Origin of the sequence: Streptomyces celluloflavus (assembly GCA_000720995.1) — a bacterium.
In the GTDB taxonomy this organism is placed as follows: Bacteria; Actinomycetota; Actinomycetes; order Streptomycetales; family Streptomycetaceae; genus Streptomyces; species Streptomyces celluloflavus.
The window spans coordinates 58,330-74,395 of sequence record JOEL01000032.1 but is presented as its reverse complement, the minus strand read 5'-3'; the positions used below and the strand labels follow the sequence as shown (position 1 = coordinate 74,395).

The window sequence follows — 16,066 nt, the reverse complement described above, 5'->3', positions numbered from 1 at the left end:
CGCCTTAGTCTCGTGGGCTCGGAGATGTGTATAAGAGACAGGTGTACGTGGGGAGGGGCCCGAGCGGTTCGTGGACACCACCGTGAAGCAGGGGCACTCCCGCGCACGCGGGGAGCAGGTCTGCGTGAGCTGACCGGACTGGCCACCGCCGGGGTCACCCCCGCACACGCGGGGAGCAGTACACCGTGCGGCTCTGCGAATCCCTGGCGATGGGGTCACCCCCGCACACGCGGGGAGCAGTCCAGGGGCGGCTGCGGGGCCGGGGCCGGCTCGGGGTCACCCCCGCACACGCGGGGAGCAGCGCTTAGCTCTCAGCACGGCGTCCGCGAGCGGGGGGTCACCCCCGCACACGCGGGGAGCAGAGGCGTCGGACGGCACCGGCCTGACGTTCCACGGGGTCACCCGCGGGGAGCAGGCTACGTGACCAGGGACTTTACCGTCGCCGGCCACGAGTTTCAGCAACTTTCATCGATTCAGGCATTCCGGACATGGGAGCGTCAGCAACCCCGCCACACCGCGCGCCGAGTGTGGTGTCGCCCCAGCCGTATCGCCCTGCCTAGTCCCCCGACAAAAGATTCAAGCGCGAAACCGGCCCCGCCCATACCTGACAGTGCCGAGCTGTTCAGAGAGGGGGAGGCCGTGCCTGCCGAAGACGCCCCCGACCCATACGCCACACCGCCGGTGTTTTGGGTAGAGAATGCAGATCCTGCGCCAATATCGAGGCGTGTCGAGAACGGTCCTCACCGTGCTGATCGGCATGTCGGCCTCCTGGGTCAGACGAGTTGAGAACGGTCAACTCCAGGCGCCCAGCCTGGAAATGGTCCTCCGTGCCGCCGAGTCTCTGCGCATTCAGAACCTCGATGAACTCACCAGCCACAAGATGCGCATTAACCTCTTTAACGGGCCTGGGCACCCCCAACTCCCCACCGTCGCGGACACAGTGAATCGCTTCCCGATCACTCACCAGAACAAGCCCCGTCGGGCGTTCACCTCCAGGCTCACCCATCACGGAACTGGGCAGCTCGGCACTCCGCGCCGAATCACCGGGACGTCATCGACGCATTACCGCCGGACTTGAGCCAGGATTCCCAACCAGGGGTGTAACAAGCGGAGTTGGGAACCCAACGCCACAGGCCACCCTCCGAGACGTACAGCCTGAGTCATTTCTTCATCACCTACCAGCCCGATGCGGCGCTCAAGCGGGGGGCGACCGAGCGTGGATTAGGGGCGCCTGACGAATCACGCCCGCGCCCGACGCGCAAGTGAGCGGACAGTACACACCAAGGCTGAACATAGCCCCGCAACTTGAGCTGACATCGATCTTGAAATAAGGCCGCCAACCCCGAGGTTGTCAATCGCCCGCCGTTCCCAGCTCCTTGTGGGCTATAGCGTTTCCAGCCTCCTGATTGTGTGGAGGCGGCCCGCCTTCCCCACATTCAGAAGGGGTGGAAATCACCAAACGGCGATTTTTGGATGATCTCAGAATTCAATCCATATACCCGGTCGTTTGGGTATCTCTGCCGGGTAGCAAGTTTCCTTTGCACCGTTCGAGGCGAAGGGACACGAACATGGCTGACTGGCTGCAAGTCTCCGGTGGTCTCACGACGATCTCGGTGGGGTCCAGGACGCACGTGTGGGGGGTGAACTCCCTGGGTCAGATCTACCGGATCTACCGCTACACCGGAGATCAAGGCCCCACCCCCTGGGTCAACATCTCCGGCGGCCTCACCCGCATCTCCGTCCCCGGCAAAGCCGTAGACATCGGAGTCGCCGCCGACGGCACCGTCTGGCACGTCAACGCCGACGGCGGAATCTACCGCTACACCGGAGACCAGCCGAGCTGACCTCAGGCAGCAAGCACGAGAGGCCCCTGCCGGGATCGCACGGGCCTCTCGCCCTATTTCGCCGGGCAATGTCACAACCCATCGATCCAGTTACGGCTACGCGGTGATCCGCCGGGCACCGCCCGGGAGCCGTCGAATGAGCACCGCCCCTCTCGGCGTCGCCTGCCCGCGCCTGGCCGTCCTCGTCGAGCGGCTCGCGGAGGCCGGGGGCATCCGGTCCGCGCGGTGGGCGGGGGCATTCGCCGACGTACCGCGGCAGGTGTTCGTGCCGCGCCGGTACGAGACGGAGACGAACGGCAAGGCGTCTCGGTATGGCGGAATACGGCCCCCCTGCACGAGGGCGAGAGGACGAGTTGCCGGAGATCTGCCGCGGCTTCACTCCCGTGACCGGACTCGGCCCCGGCACCGCCGAGCAGGTCGCCGCCCTGCCCCTTCCGCCTGCTGCCGGCGCTCGAACTGCCCGACGCCGAGATCGTCTACAGCAGTGTCGGCGACGGCACCATGTCGCTCCAGCTCCAAAGGCCCGGCGGCACATGGGCCCGCGCGCCACTCACCGGCGACGCCGAAGTGACGTACGGCGGTAGGGCCGGTACGGATCTCCGTTACCTGGCCGGATCCACCTCGTGCACCACGGTGTCATCGGGACCGAGTTGGCGTCCGTCGGCGGAGCGGGCTTCGGGGGTGGGGGCGTGAGTGGTCAGGGCGATGGCGCGCGGCGCAGCGGGCCTGCGTACGTGGGGAAGAGGTGCACGACCAATTCCTCAGTGGCGTACTCCCGGGGTCACCCCCGCACACGCGGGGAGGAGCATTCCGCCGGCCACGACGGACTCCAGTCCTCGGGGTCACCCCCACACAAGCAGGGAGCAGACCACGTGACCAGGGACTTTACCGTCGCCGACCACGAGTTTCAGCAACTTTCGCCGATTCGGGCATTCCGGATACGGGAGCGTCAGCAACCCCGCCACACCACGCGCCGAGTGTGGTGTCGCCCCAGCCGTATCGCCCTGCCTGATCCCCCGACAAAAGATTCAAGCGCGAAACCGGCCCCGCCCATACCCTGACAGTGTCGAGCCGTTCAGAGAGGGGCAAAGCCGTGTCTGCTGAAGGTGCTACCCCCGACCCGTACGCCACACCGTTGGTGTTTGGGCAGAGAATGCAGATCCTGCGCCAACGTCGAGGCATGTCGAGAGCGGTCCTCGGTGGCCTGATCGGCATGTCGCCCTCCTGGGTCAAACGAGTTGAGAACGGTCAACTCCATACGCCCAGCCTGGAGATGATCCTCCGCGTCGCCGAGACTCTGCGTGTTCAGAACCTCGCTGAACTCACCGGCCATACGATGCGCGTTGACCTCTTTGCCGGGCCTGGGCACCCCCGGCTCCCCGCCGTCGCGGACGCAGTCAATCGCTTCCCGATCGACTCATCAGGACAAGCCCCGTCAGCCGCTCATCTCCGGGCTCGTCTGTCCCGAGCCTGGGCTGCTCGGCACTCCGCGCCGAATCACCGGGATGTCATCGGTGCATTGCTGCCGGGCTTGATCCAGGATTCCCAACTCGCGGTGCGGCAAGCGGATTCGGGAGCAGAGCGTCGCGCGGCACAGGCCGCCCTTTCCGAGGTGTACAGCCTGAGTCAGTTCTTCATTGCCTATCAGCCCGATGCGGCGCTCCTGTGGCGGGTGGCCGAGCGGGGAATAGTGGCCGCCCAGGAATCCGAGGACCCGCACACTATTGGCGTGGCCGCGTGGCTGACCGGGCAGGCGCACCGCGACGCCGGACCGCACCACTACGACGCAGCAGACGACGTGATCCTTGCCGCATTGCGTCACCTTGAGCCACTCCTCCACGACGCGGACGACGACGTCCGCGCCATCGCCGGGGCCCTCCAGTTCGAAGTCGGGTACACCGCTGCCCGCCGCGGGAATTCGGGTACGGCCTGGCGTCATTGGGACGCGGCACGCGAGATCGCGCGGTCTCTTCCCGAGGGCTACTACCACCCCGTTACCAGCTTCTCCCGGGCCATCATGGGCGCGCACGCGGTGACGATCGCCGTTGAACTGCATTCCGGCACCGAATCGGTTCGTCAGGCTGCACGGGCCGAGGCCACGGCGATTCCCTCACGGCCACGGCGGGCCCGGCATCGTATCGAACAGGCTCGCGGCTATCAGCTCGACGGCCAACCTGATGTCGCCCTGGCGACACTCGCGCAGGCATACGAGGCGGCACCGGAGACAATCCGTTACAACGGCTACGCGCGCCGCATCGTTCTGGAGGAGACAGAGGCCAAGGCCCCGGATCGGAGACGTCGCGCCTCCGAACTGGCCACGAAAATCGGGCTGCTGGCTGCCTGAGAGGGAGGAGACACAAACTGTGTCCCCTCCCTCTTTCATGCCGTCATACGGTCGGTCCATGGATACCGAGCGTGCAGGCAGGCAGCCGGTAGAGACGTCCCAGGCACTCGCCCTTCCGATCGACTCGGTCGCCATTCGGATGACCACCGCCGCCGCGCAGGGGCTGGTTCGCAGGCCCTTGACGGATGCCCTCGCCGCCTTGGAGTGCCTGTTGTGCAGGCACATCGCGCTCCTGCTGCCCTACGCCCGCGCCCCGGGTGACTGTCCGCGCCCGGCCACGGATGCACGGCGGCTGTATGCCGCCTGACTCGACGCGATCCACGGAGCCCGGAGGCGGATCCAGTTCGCCGACGACAACACAGGCGCAGGGCGCCATCGCAAGCCCCCGAGCAAGTCAACTTCGGCAGAAAGGAAACAGCGATGATCCCAGTTGCCCATCCCCGCGAGGCGTTCCCCCTCTCCCCGGAAGGTGGCCGAATCCCGCACAGCAGCGAACAGCCGTCGGGCCCGGACACCCGGCCGTGGGTCCTCCGCTTTGCCGTGCTCCCCGATTCCGCCCGGGCCACCGCGCTCCCGCCGGCCCTGTACGACGAGGACCGGCAGATTTCCGTCGGCGTCGACACCGACCTGCTGCCGTACATGCAGACGCACTCCCCCACCATCCCGGACGGCAGCCCGGCCAATCCGCCGCCGCTCGACGAGGGCCCGAAGGACTGAGGCCGGTATGCCGACCGTCCTCGTCATCGCCGCCCGCGACGACTGGCCCACCGACCGCGTCGTCAAAACCCTGGACGAGCGCGGGGCGACCGTCTTTCGGATGGACGCAGCAGAGTTCCCCGAAGAGGCCGGCCTCGCCGCCCGCATCGACGACTCGCACGGCTGGGCCGGCGGGGTCGTCACCTCGCACCGCGAACTCGACCTCGCCGACGTCAGCGCCTGCTACTTCCGTACGCCCCATCCCTTTCGCTTCGCCGAGGGCATGTCCGACGCGGAACGACGCTTCGCGGCCGCCCAGGCACGTGCGGGATTCGGCGGCATCCTGACCGCGCTGGACTGCCGATGGGTCAGCCACCCCTCGGCCATGTCCCGCGCCGAGTACAAGCCCTACCAGCTCGCCGCCGCACGCGAATGCGGCCTCACCCTCCCCCCGACCCTGATCACCAACCGCCCGGACGCCGTCCAGGCGTTCGCCGGCGACATCCCCGGGACGATCATCTGCAAGCCCGTCGCGAGCCCCGTGTTCATCGAGGGCGACCAGCTCAAGGCCGTGTACACGCGAGTTCTCACCGAGGACGACCTCGGCGACCTCACCGGGATGGAGACGACCGCCCATCTGTTCCAAGCGTGGGTGGACAAGGCGTACGAAGTCCGCCTGACCATGGCCGGTGACCGCCCGTTCGCGGCCGAGGTCCACTCGGACACCAAGGCCGGGTATACCGACTGGCGCAGCGACTACAAGTCGCTGACGTACAAGCCGACCGCACCCCCGCCGGACGTCATCGAGAGAGTGCGGGCCTTGATGCATCGGCTTGAACTGCGCTTCGGCGCCCTTGACTTCGTCGTCTCGCCCGCCGGCGAATGGACGTTCTTGGAGGTGAACCCCTGCGGGCAATGGGACTGGATACAGCACGCCACCGGGCACCCCATCGCCGAAGGCATCGCCGACGAACTGCTAGGAGTCACCGAATGAGCACCACCCCTCTCGACGTCGCCGGCCCGCACCTGGCCGCCCTCGTCGAGCAGCTCAAGAAGGCCGAGGCCATCCGGTCCGCACGATGGGCCGAGGCGTTCGCCGCCGTACCGCGGCACGTGTTCGTGCCGCGCTGGTACGAGATGGAGATGAACGACAAGGGCATCACGGTATGGCGGAAGCAGCACGCCTTGCATGAGGGCCGACTGCCCCAGGTCTACCGCGACATCACCCTCGTGACCGCACTCGACCCCAGCACCGCCGAAAAAGTCGACACCGACGCATGGACCGGCGTCCCCACCTCCTCCAGCACCCTGCCGAGCCTCATGGCCGGCATGCTGGAAGACCTGCATATCCAGGACGGGCACCGCGTACTCGAAGTCGGAACCGGCACCGGCTACAACACCGCGCTGCTCTGCGCCCGCCTCGGCGAGCACCTCGTGCACACCATCGACATCGACCCCGAGCTCGTCTCGGCCGCGCAGTCCCGACTCGCGAAGATCGGCTACGAACCGCAGCTCGTGCCGGGCGACGGTCAGACCGGCTACCCCACAGGCGAGCGATTCGACCGCATCATCGCCACGTGCTCGGTGCATCGCCACCTGCCGGCCGCGTGGATCGAGCAGACGAGCTCCGACGGGATCATCGTCGCCGACATCGCCCTCGGCATCGAGGGAGGACTCGTCCGGGTGTCCGTCGACGGTGACGGGCGAGCGCACGGGCAGTTCACCGCGACATCCGGCCGGTTCATGGCCGCCCGGAGCGACGCGAGTACCTACCCGGTACCGGAACGGGCACCGTACGCAGCGGAGACCGGGACGCGCCCCACCACGGTCACGGCATCGGACGTCCGGGCCAACTACCCCTTCCGCCTGCTGCTCGCACTCGAACTGCCCGACGCCGAGATCGTCTACAACAGCGCCGACGACGGCACCATGTCGCTCCAGTTTCAAAGGCCCGACGGCGCATGGGCCCGCGCGCCGCTCTCCGGCGACGCAAGCGTGACGTACGGCGGTGAGGCGGATCTCTGGCAGACGGTTGAAGCCGCATGGCAGTGGTGGAACGAGCAGGGCCGCCCGGCCCAGGACCGGTTCGGCTACGCCCGTGAACCCGAAGGGGCCACGCAGGTCCGGCACCTCCCCACAGGGCGGCGCTGGACGGTCTGAGCCCCGGGCATGACCAGCCAGCTCATCACGGCATCTCCGTGGGGCTCTCTCCGCTGGGGCGTTGCGGTCTTCCGCCCCCGGACGGCCCGCCACCCGATACGCCTCTCCGCTACCCCGCCGGATCCACCTTGTGCACCACGGTGTCATCCGGGCCGAGTTGGCGGCCGTCGGCGGAGATGACTTCGAGGGTGGGGAGCGGGCGGCCGTGTCGGCTGTCGACCAGCTCCGAATGCGGCTCGTCCGGTTCGAAGAAGTGGACCTCGCCCCACTGCCGCAGCGCCACGATGACGTGGAACAGGTCCTTGCCCTTGGGGGTCAGGACGTACTCGTGGTACGCGCTGCCGTCGGACGCCGGGACCATGTCGAGGATGCCGCCGGCGACGAGGGCGCGCAGGCGCGTGGTGAGGATGTTCTTCGCGACGCCCAGGCTGCGCTGGAACTCTCCGAACCGGCGGCTGCCGTCGAACGCGTCGCGCACGATCAGCAGCGACCACCAGTCGCCGATCGCATCGACCGACCGGGCCACCGGGCAGTCGCTCTCGTTGAAACGCGTCCGCTTGACCATGGCGTTCTCCGTGGAGGTTGTCTCGGAGGTGATCTCGTAGGTGATCTCGGAGGTGCTTTCCGTGGAGGGCGTTCCCCATGGACGCGCCCTCCGTATAGGCACGCCCTCCATAGGGATGCGCTCTCCCCATGGATGCACTCTCCATGAGATTACGGTTGCAACATGCTACCAGTCACGGCTAGCGTCACCCCCGACAGAAGCGGTAGCAAGATGAAACCAATCTTCAGGGGGTGCGGTATGCCCATCGCCGACGAAGGCAGAGGCGAAGGCGAAGGCGGATGCGAAACAGCGCAGGCCCCCGCCCCCGGCGACGTCAGAACGCCGGACGCCGAGCCCGGCCGGACACCCAGCCACACCCCCGACCGGACACCCAGCCACACCCCCGACCGCCCCCTCTCCCCCCTCTCCCCCCGCACCGTGTTGCTCTTCGCGGTCGCCTGCGGGGCGGCGGTCTCCAACGTCTATCTCGCGCAACCGCTGCTGGCCACGCTGAGCCAGGACTTCGGGATCAGCGCGGCGACGATCGGCGCCGTGGTCACCCTCACCCAGGTCGGGTACGGGCTGGGGCTGTTCTTCCTCGTACCGCTGGGTGACCTGGTCGACCGGCGGCGCCTCGTCATGATCCAACTGCTCCTCCTGGCGGCGACCCTGATCGCGGTCGGCACCGCGGCGACCGCACCGATCCTGCTCGCCGCCATCGCCGCGGTCGGCTTCCTCGCCGTGGTGACCCAGACGCTCGTCGCCTTCGCCGCCTCGCTGGCCGGAGCGGACCGGCGCGGGCGCGTCGTCGGCCTGGTGACCAGCGGTGTGGTCACCGGCATCCTGCTCGCCCGTACCGCCTCCGGTCTGCTGGCCGACCTCGCGGGCTGGCGGTCGGTCTACCTCGCCTCGGCCGCCCTCACCCTCGTCCTCACCCTGGCCCTGTACCGCGTACTGCCGCGGCGCACCACGCCCCGCCCGGCCCTGCGCTACGGGCAACTCCTGCGCTCCACCGTCACGTTGTTCGCCGAGGAACGGCTGTTCCGTGTCCGGGCCCTGCTCGCGCTGCTCATCTTCGCGGCCTTCAGCACCCTGTGGAGCTGTGTCGCCCTGCCGTTGAGCGCACCCCCGATGTCGCTGTCGCACACCGCGATCGGCGCGTTCGGCCTCGTCGGCGCGGCGGGCGCGCTCGCGGCGGCCCCGGCCGGCCGCCTCCACGACCGCGGCTTCGCCGGGCCGACCACCGGGATCGCGCTGGTCCTCCTCGTCCTGTCCTGGCTCCCTCTCGCCGCCACCCGGCAGTCCCTGTGGGCGCTGGCGATCGGCGCGCTCGTCCTCGACCTCGCCGTACAGGCCGTGCACGTCACCAACCAGAGCCTGATCTACGCCCTGCGCCCGGACGCGGGCAGCCGGCTGATCGGCGGCTACATGGTCTTCTACTCGATCGGCAGCGCGACCGGCGCCCTCGCCTCGACCACCGTCTACGCACGGGCCGGGTGGGGCGCCGTATGCGTCCTGGGCGCCGTGTTCAGCGCCCTCGCGCTCCTGGTGTGGGCGGTGACCCTGCGCGGCACCACCACGGCACGGCGGCGCACCACCAGGCCATAGTCGTACGACCGCCGTAGCCATACGACCGCCGTAGCCACTCGGTCCCCAGCCGTAACCGGTCTGCTCGTAGCGGCGGATGGTCCGGGGGAGCTCGGTGGCCGGCCCGCTGAAGGGGCGGCGAGGTCACCGATCCGCGCACCCCCGGGCCCCGGCCTCCCCCTACGGCGAAAGGTCTAGCCTCGGCAGCGTAGGGCGATGAGCCAGGAGGAGTGCAGGATGCGGATCACGGTGCTGACGGTTCCGGAGTGCCCGAACGCCCCGCTGGCGGTCGAGCGGGTCACCGCCGCCCTGGCGGGCCGTTCGGCGGCGGTGGAACTGGTCGAGGTGCTCGATCAGGCGCAGGCCACCGAGCTGGGGATGACCGGCTCGCCGGCGGTCCTGCTGGACGGGGTGGACCCGTTCGCCCCGGCGGGGGCGGTGCCGAGCATCTCGTGCCGCCTGTACCGGGAGGCGGACGGCGCGGTCTCCGGGGCACCCAGCGTGGCGGCCCTGCGCGCGGCCCTCGACGGGGCGGGCTTGCCGGAGACCGCCGTACCGGGCGACTGCTGCGAGGCGGCCGCGCTCGATGCGAACGCACTCGAAGCGGACGTACTCGATACGGACGCACTCGATACGGACGCACTCGATGCGGTCGGCCGCGGCGGACAGGGGCGTCGGGCACCGGCCGAGCGGGGGCTGCGGGCGGTGCACCAGGCGGTACTTCGGCACTTCGCCGCCACCGGGGCCGCGCCCGAGCCGGATGTGCTGGAGCCGGTCGCCGCCACGGCGGGCCGAAGCGCCGTCGAGGTGCTGGACGAGCTGGCCCGGGAAGACTTCCTGACCCTGGACGCGGACGGGCGGATCGCGGCGGCCTACCCCTTCTCGGCCGCGCCCACCCGCCACCGCGTACGGATCGCCGACGGCGCCGAGGTGTGGTCGATGTGCGCGATCGACGCGCTCGGCATCCCGGCGATGCTGGGCCGGGACGCGGTGATCTCCTCCACGGACCCGGTGACCGGCGATCCGGTAACCGTCACCACGGACGGCGGGACGCCGGTCTGGGAGCCGGCGGGCGCGGTGGTGTTCGTCGGCCGGCGCCCCGGCGGCGGCCCCGCGGCCGCGGTCTGCTGCGACGCGCTGAACTTCTTCACCGGCGAGACCACCGCCCGCGCCTGGGCGGACGAGCACCCGGAGGTCCCCGGCCACATCGTCGGCCAGGCACGCGCCGAGGAGATCGCGACGCGTACCTTCGGCCCCCTGCTCGCTCCCTGACCGCTCCCTGACCGCTCCCTGACCGCTGGTTACGTCGCCCGGGGGCCTCGCGCTCGGTGAACCTGACCGGTGGCCGTCAGCAGGCGGGGAGGAGCACGGGAGATCAGCGGACGGGGACGAACCCGGAGGTCACCGGACGGGGAAAAGCTCCGAGACCGGCGAACGGGGACGGACTCAGAAATCAGCGGCCGGGAAGAAGCTCCAAAACCAGCCCCCGAACCCGCCGTTCGATCTCCTCGCGGATCGGCCGGACCGCGTCGACGCCCTGCCCGGCGGGGTCGTCGAGCTGCCAGTCCAGGTACTTCTTGCCGGGGAAGACCGGGCAGGCGTCGCCGCAGCCCATGGTGATGACGACGTCGGATGCCTGGACGGTCCCGGCGGTGAGCGTCTTCGGGGTCTCGGCCGAGATGTCGATGCCGACCTCGTGCATCGACTCGACGACGGCCGGGTTGACGGTGTCGGCGGGGGCGGAGCCGGCCGAGCGGACCTCGATCCGGCCCCGGCCGAGGTGGCTGAGGAAGGCGGCGGCCATCTGCGACCGCCCGGCGTTGTGGACGCACACGAACAGCACCGACGGCACCACGGACGACTCCGCGGACGGCACCACGGACGACGTCACTGGCTGCACCACGGACGACACCACCGACGGCTCCACAGACGACACCACTGGCTGCTCCAAAGATGACACCACCGACGGCTCCACCACCCCCTCTGCGTCCTCAGACACGAGCAGCCCCTTCCGCACAGGCAGCCGAATCGCCCACAGACTCCGGGGAGTTGGGAAAGAAGCGACGGGCCGCAAGCGCGACGTAAACCAGCCCGATCAGTACCGGGACCTCGATCAGCGGGCCGACGACCCCCGCCAGGGCCTGGCCGGAGGAGGCTCCGAAGGTGGCGATGGCGACCGCGATGGCGAGTTCGAAGTTGTTGCCGGCGGCGGTGAACGCCAGCGTCGTCGCGCGCGGGTAGTCGAGGCCGACGGCCTTGCCGAGGGCCATGGATCCGGCCCACATCACGGCGAAGTACACCAGCAGCGGCAGCGCGATCCGCACCACGTCGAGCGGCTTCGAGGTGATCGCGTCGCCCTGGAGGGCGAAGAGCAGGACGATGGTGAACAGCAGGCCGTAGAGGGCGAACGGGCCGATACGGGGGATCAGCTTCGACTCGTACCAGGCTCTGCCCTTGGCCTTCTCGCCCAGCCGTCGGGTGAGGAACCCGGCGGCGAGCGGGATGCCGAGGAAGATCAGGACGGAGCGGGCGATCTCCCATACGGACACGTTCAGTCCGGTGCTCTGCAGGCCGAGCCAGCCGGGCAGGACCGAGAGGTAGAACCAGCCGAGCGCGGAGAACGCAAGCACCTGGAAGACCGAGTTCAGGGCGACGAGTACGGCGGCGGCCTCGCGGTCGCCGCAGGCCAGGTCGTTCCAGATGATGACCATGGCGATGCAGCGGGCCAGTCCGACGATGATCAGCCCGGTCCGGTACTCCGGCAGGTCCGGCAGGAAGACCCAGGCGAGGGCGAACATGATCGCCGGGCCGAGGATCCAGTTCAGTACGAGGGACGGTACGAGGAGACGGCGGTCGCGGGTGACGGTGTCGAGGCGGTCGTAGCGGACCTTGGCCAGCACCGGGTACATCATCACCAGCAGGCCGAGCGCGATCGGCAGCGAGACGCCGGTGACGGTCACCTTCGCCAGCGCGTCACCCAGCCCGGGAACGAGCCGGCCCAGTCCCAGGCCGACGCCCATCGCGAGCAGGATCCACACGGCGAGGAAGCGGTCCAGGAACGACAGCCGGGCCGCCACCGGGCCCGCGGCCGTGGCTTCGCGGCTCACGCGGGGACCTCGCCGGAATCGTGCAGGGGCTGTCCGGCGGTACGGGTGAGGATGCCGGCGAGCCGGTCGGTCATCTCCGGCAGCAGCCGGTAGTGCACCCACGTCCCGCGCCGCTCGGAGGCGATCAGACCGGCCTCGCGCAGCAGCTTGAGGTGGTGGGAGATGGTCGGCTGCGACAGCTCGAACGCCGGGGTCAGATCGCAGACGCACACCTCGCCGCCCGCCCGCGAGGCGATCATCGACAGCAGCCGCAGCCGCACCGGATCGCCCAGGGCCTTGAAGACCTTCGCCAGCTCCGCCGCCTGATCCTCGGCCAGCGGCGCGGCCAGCAGGCCGGGGCGGCAGGCGTCCGGGCCGCCGCCCTGCCCGAGCACCACGAACTCTTGATTCGACATGCTTCTATATTGACGTTCTTCGACTCAAGGCGCAACACTGAATCGAAACCCATCGATACAAGCCATTGATACAAGCCGTTCAGAGAGATCAGGGAGATCGTCATGTCCCGTGTCCAGCTCGCCCTCAACGTCGCCGACCTCGAAGCGTCGGTGGCCTTCTACTCCAGGCTCTTCGGCGTCGAACCGGCCAAGCGCCGCCCCGGTTACGCGAACTTCGCCCTCACCGAGCCCCCGCTCAAGCTCGTCCTCATCGAGGGCGAGCCCGGCCAGGACACCCGCCTGGACCACCTCGGCGTCGAGGTCGAGAGCACCGGCCAGGTGACCGCCGCGACCGAGCGCCTCAAGGAGGCGGGCCTGGCCACCTTCGAGGAGAACGACACCTCCTGCTGCTACGCCGTCCAGGACAAGGTCTGGGTCCACGGCCCCGGCCGCGAACCGTGGGAGGTCTACGTCGTCAAGGCCGACGCCGACACCCTCGGCGAGAGCCCCTTCCAGAACGACGACGCCTGCTGCACCGGCTCCTCGGCCGCCGGGTAGCCCGTCGGCGAATCGCCCAGCAGCCCCGCAGGCCAGTAGGCCGGCAGGCCCGCAGGGCAGAACAGCGACGTGGACCCTCGTGCTGCTGCGGACGCGTACCGCGCTCAAGGGGAGTCGTACCGGCGGGCTCCGCGCGGTCACCGTCATCGGGTGTGTCCTGCTGGTGGTGAATCTCGTCGAGGCCGTGCTGCCGGGCGCCTTCCCCGCGTGGATGCGCGTGGAGATGCTGTTCATCGCCGCGATGATGGCGGCCCTGGCGGCGGCGTCGTTCCGGGCCCACCGGAATTCACCGGCCGGCCGCCGATGACCGGGCCGCAGAACGACGGTGACGGCGCGGCCGGTTCGTCCGCGCCCCCCTCGGGCCCGGGTGCGCGTCGGCGGCGGCTCGACGAGGACCAGCGCCGGGCGGAAGCTAGCGGACATCCTGCTCGCCGGTATCCGGCGAAGCTGACGACCGGCGAAGCTGACGTCCAACGGAGCTGACGCCCGGCGGAGCTGACATCCGGCGAAGCCGACGCCCGGTGGACGGCTCCGCCTACTCGGCGCGATGCTGCCGCGTGGGCACGCCGAGTGTCTTGATCTCCTTCATCGTCAGGTGGGATTCGAGGCGGAGCACGGCGGGCAGGCAGCTGAGTTTGCCGGTGAGGAAGGTTTCGTAGGCGGCGTGGTCGGCCACGGCGACGCGGATGAAGTAGTCGGGGCGCCCGTACATGCGACGGAACTCGATGACCTCGTCGTAGGAGGCCACGATGGACTCGAACTCCTCGAAGCTCGTGCGGTCCTGGGCGTAGATCTCGACGTCGACGAGGACCTCCAGCCCGCGGCCCATCGCCTCGGGGCTGATGACGGCCCGGTACCCGGTGATGACACCGGCCTCCTCCAGCCGCTTGACCCGCCGCAGACAGGGCGGCGGGGTCAGGCCGACCCGCTTGGCCAGCTCGACGTTGGTCAGCCGCCCGTCCTGACGGAGATGAAACAAAATTTCCCTGTCAAGGTCATCCAGGCTCACTTCATTGCTCATAGCGCCAGGATAGAGCGATAAGTAGCAACCATATGAGGCCGGATTCTTTCTAAAATTTCCCCATGCACATAAGCCCTGCCGTTACCGGGGACCGGCCCCTGCCCGCGCCCGCCCCGCCGCCCGCGCCCGCCTCCGCGGCACGGGCGGCGTTCAGAGACTCGGCGGGCGCCGGTCTGGGGTTCATCCCGATCGGCCTCGCCTTCGGGGCGCTCGCGACCCAGTCGGGCCTGGACTGGTGGTGGGCGGGGCTGTCCGCGGCGGTCGCCTTCGGCGGCTCGTTCGAGTTCCTGCTCATCGGCCTGGTCACCGCCACCGCCCCGCTGGCGGCCATCGCGCTCTCCGCGTTCATGGTGAACGTCCGGCACGTCTTCTACTCGCTCTCCTTCCCCCTGCACCGCGTATCCGGCCGCCTCGGCAAGACGTACGCCACCTTCGCCCTGTGCGACGAGGCGTACGCGCTGACCACCGGGAAGGCGGCCCGCTCCTGGTCCAGCCCGCGCATCCTGTGGGTCCAGCTCCTCCTGCACCTGTACTGGGCGGGCAGCGCGGTGGCCGGGGCCCTGCTCGGCTCCCTCATCCCGGACGGCGTCACCGGTCTGGACTTCGCGCTCACCGCCATGTTCACCGTCCTCGCCCTCGACGCCGTCCGGGACCTGCGCGGCGACCTGCCCACCCCGGCGCTCGCCCTGCTCAGCGCCCTGGCCGCCCGGCTCCTCCTCCCCGACCAGCTGCTCCCGGCCGCCTTCGCCCTCTTCACGGCCGCCCTCCTGGCCCGCCACCTCGCCACCGGCAGGAGGGCGACCCGTGCCTGACACCCGCTACGCCATCGCCGCCGTCCTCGTCGCCGCCGCCGTCACCTGGGGCCTGCGCGCCCTCCCCTTCGCCGCGCTCACGCCCCTGCGTGCCAGCAGGACCGTCCAGTACCTCAGCGCCCGCATGCCCGCCGGCGTCATGGTGATCCTCGTCGTCTACTGCCTGCGCGACCTCCCCCTCCCCCACGCCCGCGCGCTGGCCCCGCTGATCGCCCTCGCGGTCACCATCGGCCTGCACCTGTGGCGCCGCAACGCGCTGCTGAGCATCCTCGGCGGCACGGTCACCCATGTGATCCTGGCCAGCGCGGTCTTCACCCCCTGAGTCCCGGACGCCCCGCCCGCCCCGGACGCCCGACACCGTCGCGCGCCACCGAGGTTCGGCCCTCTCACCAGGTAGGCGTCAGCTCCGCCCACACCGTCTTACGGGGCGGCGGCCCGGTCGTCACCCCCCACCGGTCGGCCAGCGCCGCCACCATCAGCAGCCCGCGCCCCGACTCGTCGTCCGGTGACGGGCTGCGGCGGACGTCGGGCAGCCGGTCGCCCCGGGTGTCGATGGCCTCGATACGGAGCGTGTCCTCGCCCGTATCGGCAGGGGTGACCGTGACGACGATCCGGAAGTCCCGCCCCGGTACGCGGCCGTGCAGCGCGGCGTTCGCGGCCAGCTCGGCGACGATCTGCGCCGCCGCCTCGAACGGCAGCCCCCAGGACCGGAGTTGCTCGGTCACCAGCAACCGGCCGAGCCGGGCGCCCCGGCGGGTGGCGGAGAGCTGCACGCTGAACTGCCGTACCGGGGCGGGCGGCTCGGCCACCGACCGGGGCCGGGACGGCGATCGCTGCTCAGTTCGGATTCGGGTGATTTCTTGATTCACGTCACTCAGCGTGGCCAACTGTGCTTACGCTGAAAAGTAATGACGCGCGTGCGCACGGTAACTGTCCGGCACGTGGTCCGGATCCGTCCGGGCAGTCCGCCGTGCGGTTCGGCGGCGCGACTCGTTGAGTACGAGCACGACAAGTACGCC

At 69.7% G+C, this 16,066-nt stretch carries 19 protein-coding genes and 1 CRISPR repeat array; of the genes, 13 read left to right on the top strand and 6 right to left on the bottom strand.

All coding sequences use genetic code 11. The annotated features are described in order from the left end of the window. Positions 1-89: 89 nt before the first annotated feature. A CRISPR array of direct repeats spans positions 90-362; the repeat unit is 29 nt; unit sequence GGGGTCACCCCCGCACACGCGGGGAGCAG. 335 nt (positions 363-697) lie between these two features. From IH09_RS25260 to IH09_RS25230, 7 genes are all read left to right on the top strand, one after another. Further along, entirely contained in the window at positions 698-1,078 is a 381-nt protein-coding gene (locus tag IH09_RS25260) for a helix-turn-helix domain-containing protein (RefSeq protein WP_052859768.1), read from the top strand. A 367-nt stretch (positions 1,079-1,445) separates the two neighbouring features. Next, entirely contained in the window at positions 1,446-1,844 is a 399-nt protein-coding gene (locus IH09_RS25255; protein WP_318279540.1) for a tectonin domain-containing protein, read from the top strand. A 1,153-nt stretch (positions 1,845-2,997) separates the two neighbouring features. Beyond that, positions 2,998-4,188: a helix-turn-helix domain-containing protein gene (locus IH09_RS25250; protein WP_052859780.1), complete on the top strand. Its 1,191-nt coding sequence runs from the start codon at positions 2,998-3,000 to the stop codon at positions 4,186-4,188. A 58-nt stretch (positions 4,189-4,246) separates the two neighbouring features. Next, entirely contained in the window at positions 4,247-4,495 is a 249-nt protein-coding gene (locus tag IH09_RS25245; RefSeq protein ID WP_143682205.1) for a hypothetical protein, read from the top strand. A gap of 113 nt (positions 4,496-4,608) precedes the next feature. Then, on the top strand, positions 4,609-4,905 hold the full coding sequence (tgmA, locus tag IH09_RS25240) for a putative ATP-grasp-modified RiPP (protein ID WP_052859765.1): 297 nt from the start codon (positions 4,609-4,611) through the stop codon (positions 4,903-4,905). A 7-nt stretch (positions 4,906-4,912) separates the two neighbouring features. Continuing rightward, complete coding sequence (gene tgmB, locus IH09_RS25235; protein ID WP_052859764.1) at positions 4,913-5,878, top strand: ATP-grasp ribosomal peptide maturase; 966 nt, start codon at positions 4,913-4,915, stop codon at positions 5,876-5,878. After that, positions 5,875-7,044 (top strand): methyltransferase domain-containing protein, encoded by a 1,170-nt coding sequence (locus IH09_RS25230; RefSeq protein ID WP_052859763.1) that lies wholly within the window; start codon positions 5,875-5,877, stop codon positions 7,042-7,044. The genes tgmB and IH09_RS25230 overlap by 4 nt, the downstream gene beginning before the upstream one ends. Before the next feature lie 109 nt (positions 7,045-7,153). Here the strand turns inward: IH09_RS25230 and IH09_RS25225 are convergent, their stop codons facing one another. Continuing rightward, complete coding sequence (locus IH09_RS25225) at positions 7,154-7,609, bottom strand: winged helix-turn-helix transcriptional regulator (RefSeq protein ID WP_052859762.1); 456 nt, start codon at positions 7,607-7,609, stop codon at positions 7,154-7,156. 237 nt (positions 7,610-7,846) lie between these two features. Between IH09_RS25225 and IH09_RS25220 the strand changes: the two genes are divergently transcribed. Together IH09_RS25220 and merB are read left to right on the top strand one after the other, a co-directional pair. After that, positions 7,847-9,196: an MFS transporter gene (locus IH09_RS25220; protein ID WP_110952565.1), complete on the top strand. Its 1,350-nt coding sequence runs from the start codon at positions 7,847-7,849 to the stop codon at positions 9,194-9,196. A 216-nt stretch (positions 9,197-9,412) separates the two neighbouring features. Beyond that, positions 9,413-10,447, top strand: a complete 1,035-nt coding sequence (gene merB / locus IH09_RS25215) for an organomercurial lyase (RefSeq protein WP_052859761.1) — start codon at positions 9,413-9,415, stop codon at positions 10,445-10,447. Positions 10,448-10,628: 181 nt separating this feature from the next. Here the strand turns inward: merB and IH09_RS25210 are convergent, their stop codons facing one another. The 3 genes from IH09_RS25210 to IH09_RS25200 form a co-directional block, all read right to left on the bottom strand. Continuing rightward, positions 10,629-11,051 carry an arsenate reductase ArsC gene (locus IH09_RS25210; RefSeq protein ID WP_052859778.1) on the bottom strand — a complete coding sequence of 141 codons (423 nt, stop codon included), beginning with the start codon at positions 11,049-11,051 and terminating at the stop codon, positions 10,629-10,631. Between the two features lie 115 nt (positions 11,052-11,166). Continuing rightward, positions 11,167-12,282, bottom strand: a complete 1,116-nt coding sequence (arsB, locus tag IH09_RS25205; protein WP_052859760.1) for an ACR3 family arsenite efflux transporter — start codon at positions 12,280-12,282, stop codon at positions 11,167-11,169. Continuing rightward, a complete protein-coding gene (locus tag IH09_RS25200; RefSeq protein WP_052859759.1) occupies positions 12,279-12,677 on the bottom strand; it encodes an ArsR/SmtB family transcription factor in 399 nt (132 codons plus the stop codon). The genes arsB and IH09_RS25200 overlap by 4 nt, the downstream gene beginning before the upstream one ends. A gap of 102 nt (positions 12,678-12,779) precedes the next feature. On the opposite strand from IH09_RS25200, the gene IH09_RS25195 reads away from it, so the two are divergent. Further along, a complete protein-coding gene (locus tag IH09_RS25195) occupies positions 12,780-13,214 on the top strand; it encodes an ArsI/CadI family heavy metal resistance metalloenzyme (RefSeq protein WP_052859758.1) in 435 nt (144 codons plus the stop codon). Positions 13,215-13,293: 79 nt separating this feature from the next. After that, positions 13,294-13,521 carry a hypothetical protein gene (locus IH09_RS25190; RefSeq protein ID WP_052859757.1) on the top strand — a complete coding sequence of 76 codons (228 nt, stop codon included), beginning with the start codon at positions 13,294-13,296 and terminating at the stop codon, positions 13,519-13,521. A gap of 228 nt (positions 13,522-13,749) precedes the next feature. Here IH09_RS25190 and IH09_RS25185 read toward each other — a convergent pair whose 3' ends face one another. Continuing rightward, the gene (locus IH09_RS25185; protein ID WP_052859756.1) at positions 13,750-14,235 is read right to left on the bottom strand and encodes an Lrp/AsnC family transcriptional regulator; all 486 of its coding nucleotides are present in this window, start codon (positions 14,233-14,235) and stop codon (positions 13,750-13,752) included. A 62-nt stretch (positions 14,236-14,297) separates the two neighbouring features. On the opposite strand from IH09_RS25185, the gene IH09_RS25180 reads away from it, so the two are divergent. Together IH09_RS25180 and IH09_RS25175 are read left to right on the top strand one after the other, a co-directional pair. After that, entirely contained in the window at positions 14,298-15,047 is a 750-nt protein-coding gene (locus tag IH09_RS25180) for an AzlC family ABC transporter permease (protein ID WP_110952564.1), read from the top strand. After that, on the top strand, positions 15,040-15,369 hold the full coding sequence (locus IH09_RS25175) for an AzlD domain-containing protein (RefSeq protein WP_052859755.1): 330 nt from the start codon (positions 15,040-15,042) through the stop codon (positions 15,367-15,369). Before IH09_RS25180 ends, IH09_RS25175 begins: the two co-directional genes overlap by 8 nt. 64 nt (positions 15,370-15,433) lie before the next feature. Here the strand turns inward: IH09_RS25175 and IH09_RS25170 are convergent, their stop codons facing one another. Next, positions 15,434-15,916: an ATP-binding protein gene (locus tag IH09_RS25170; RefSeq protein WP_397844818.1), complete on the bottom strand. Its 483-nt coding sequence runs from the start codon at positions 15,914-15,916 to the stop codon at positions 15,434-15,436. Positions 15,917-16,066 lie beyond the last annotated feature (150 nt).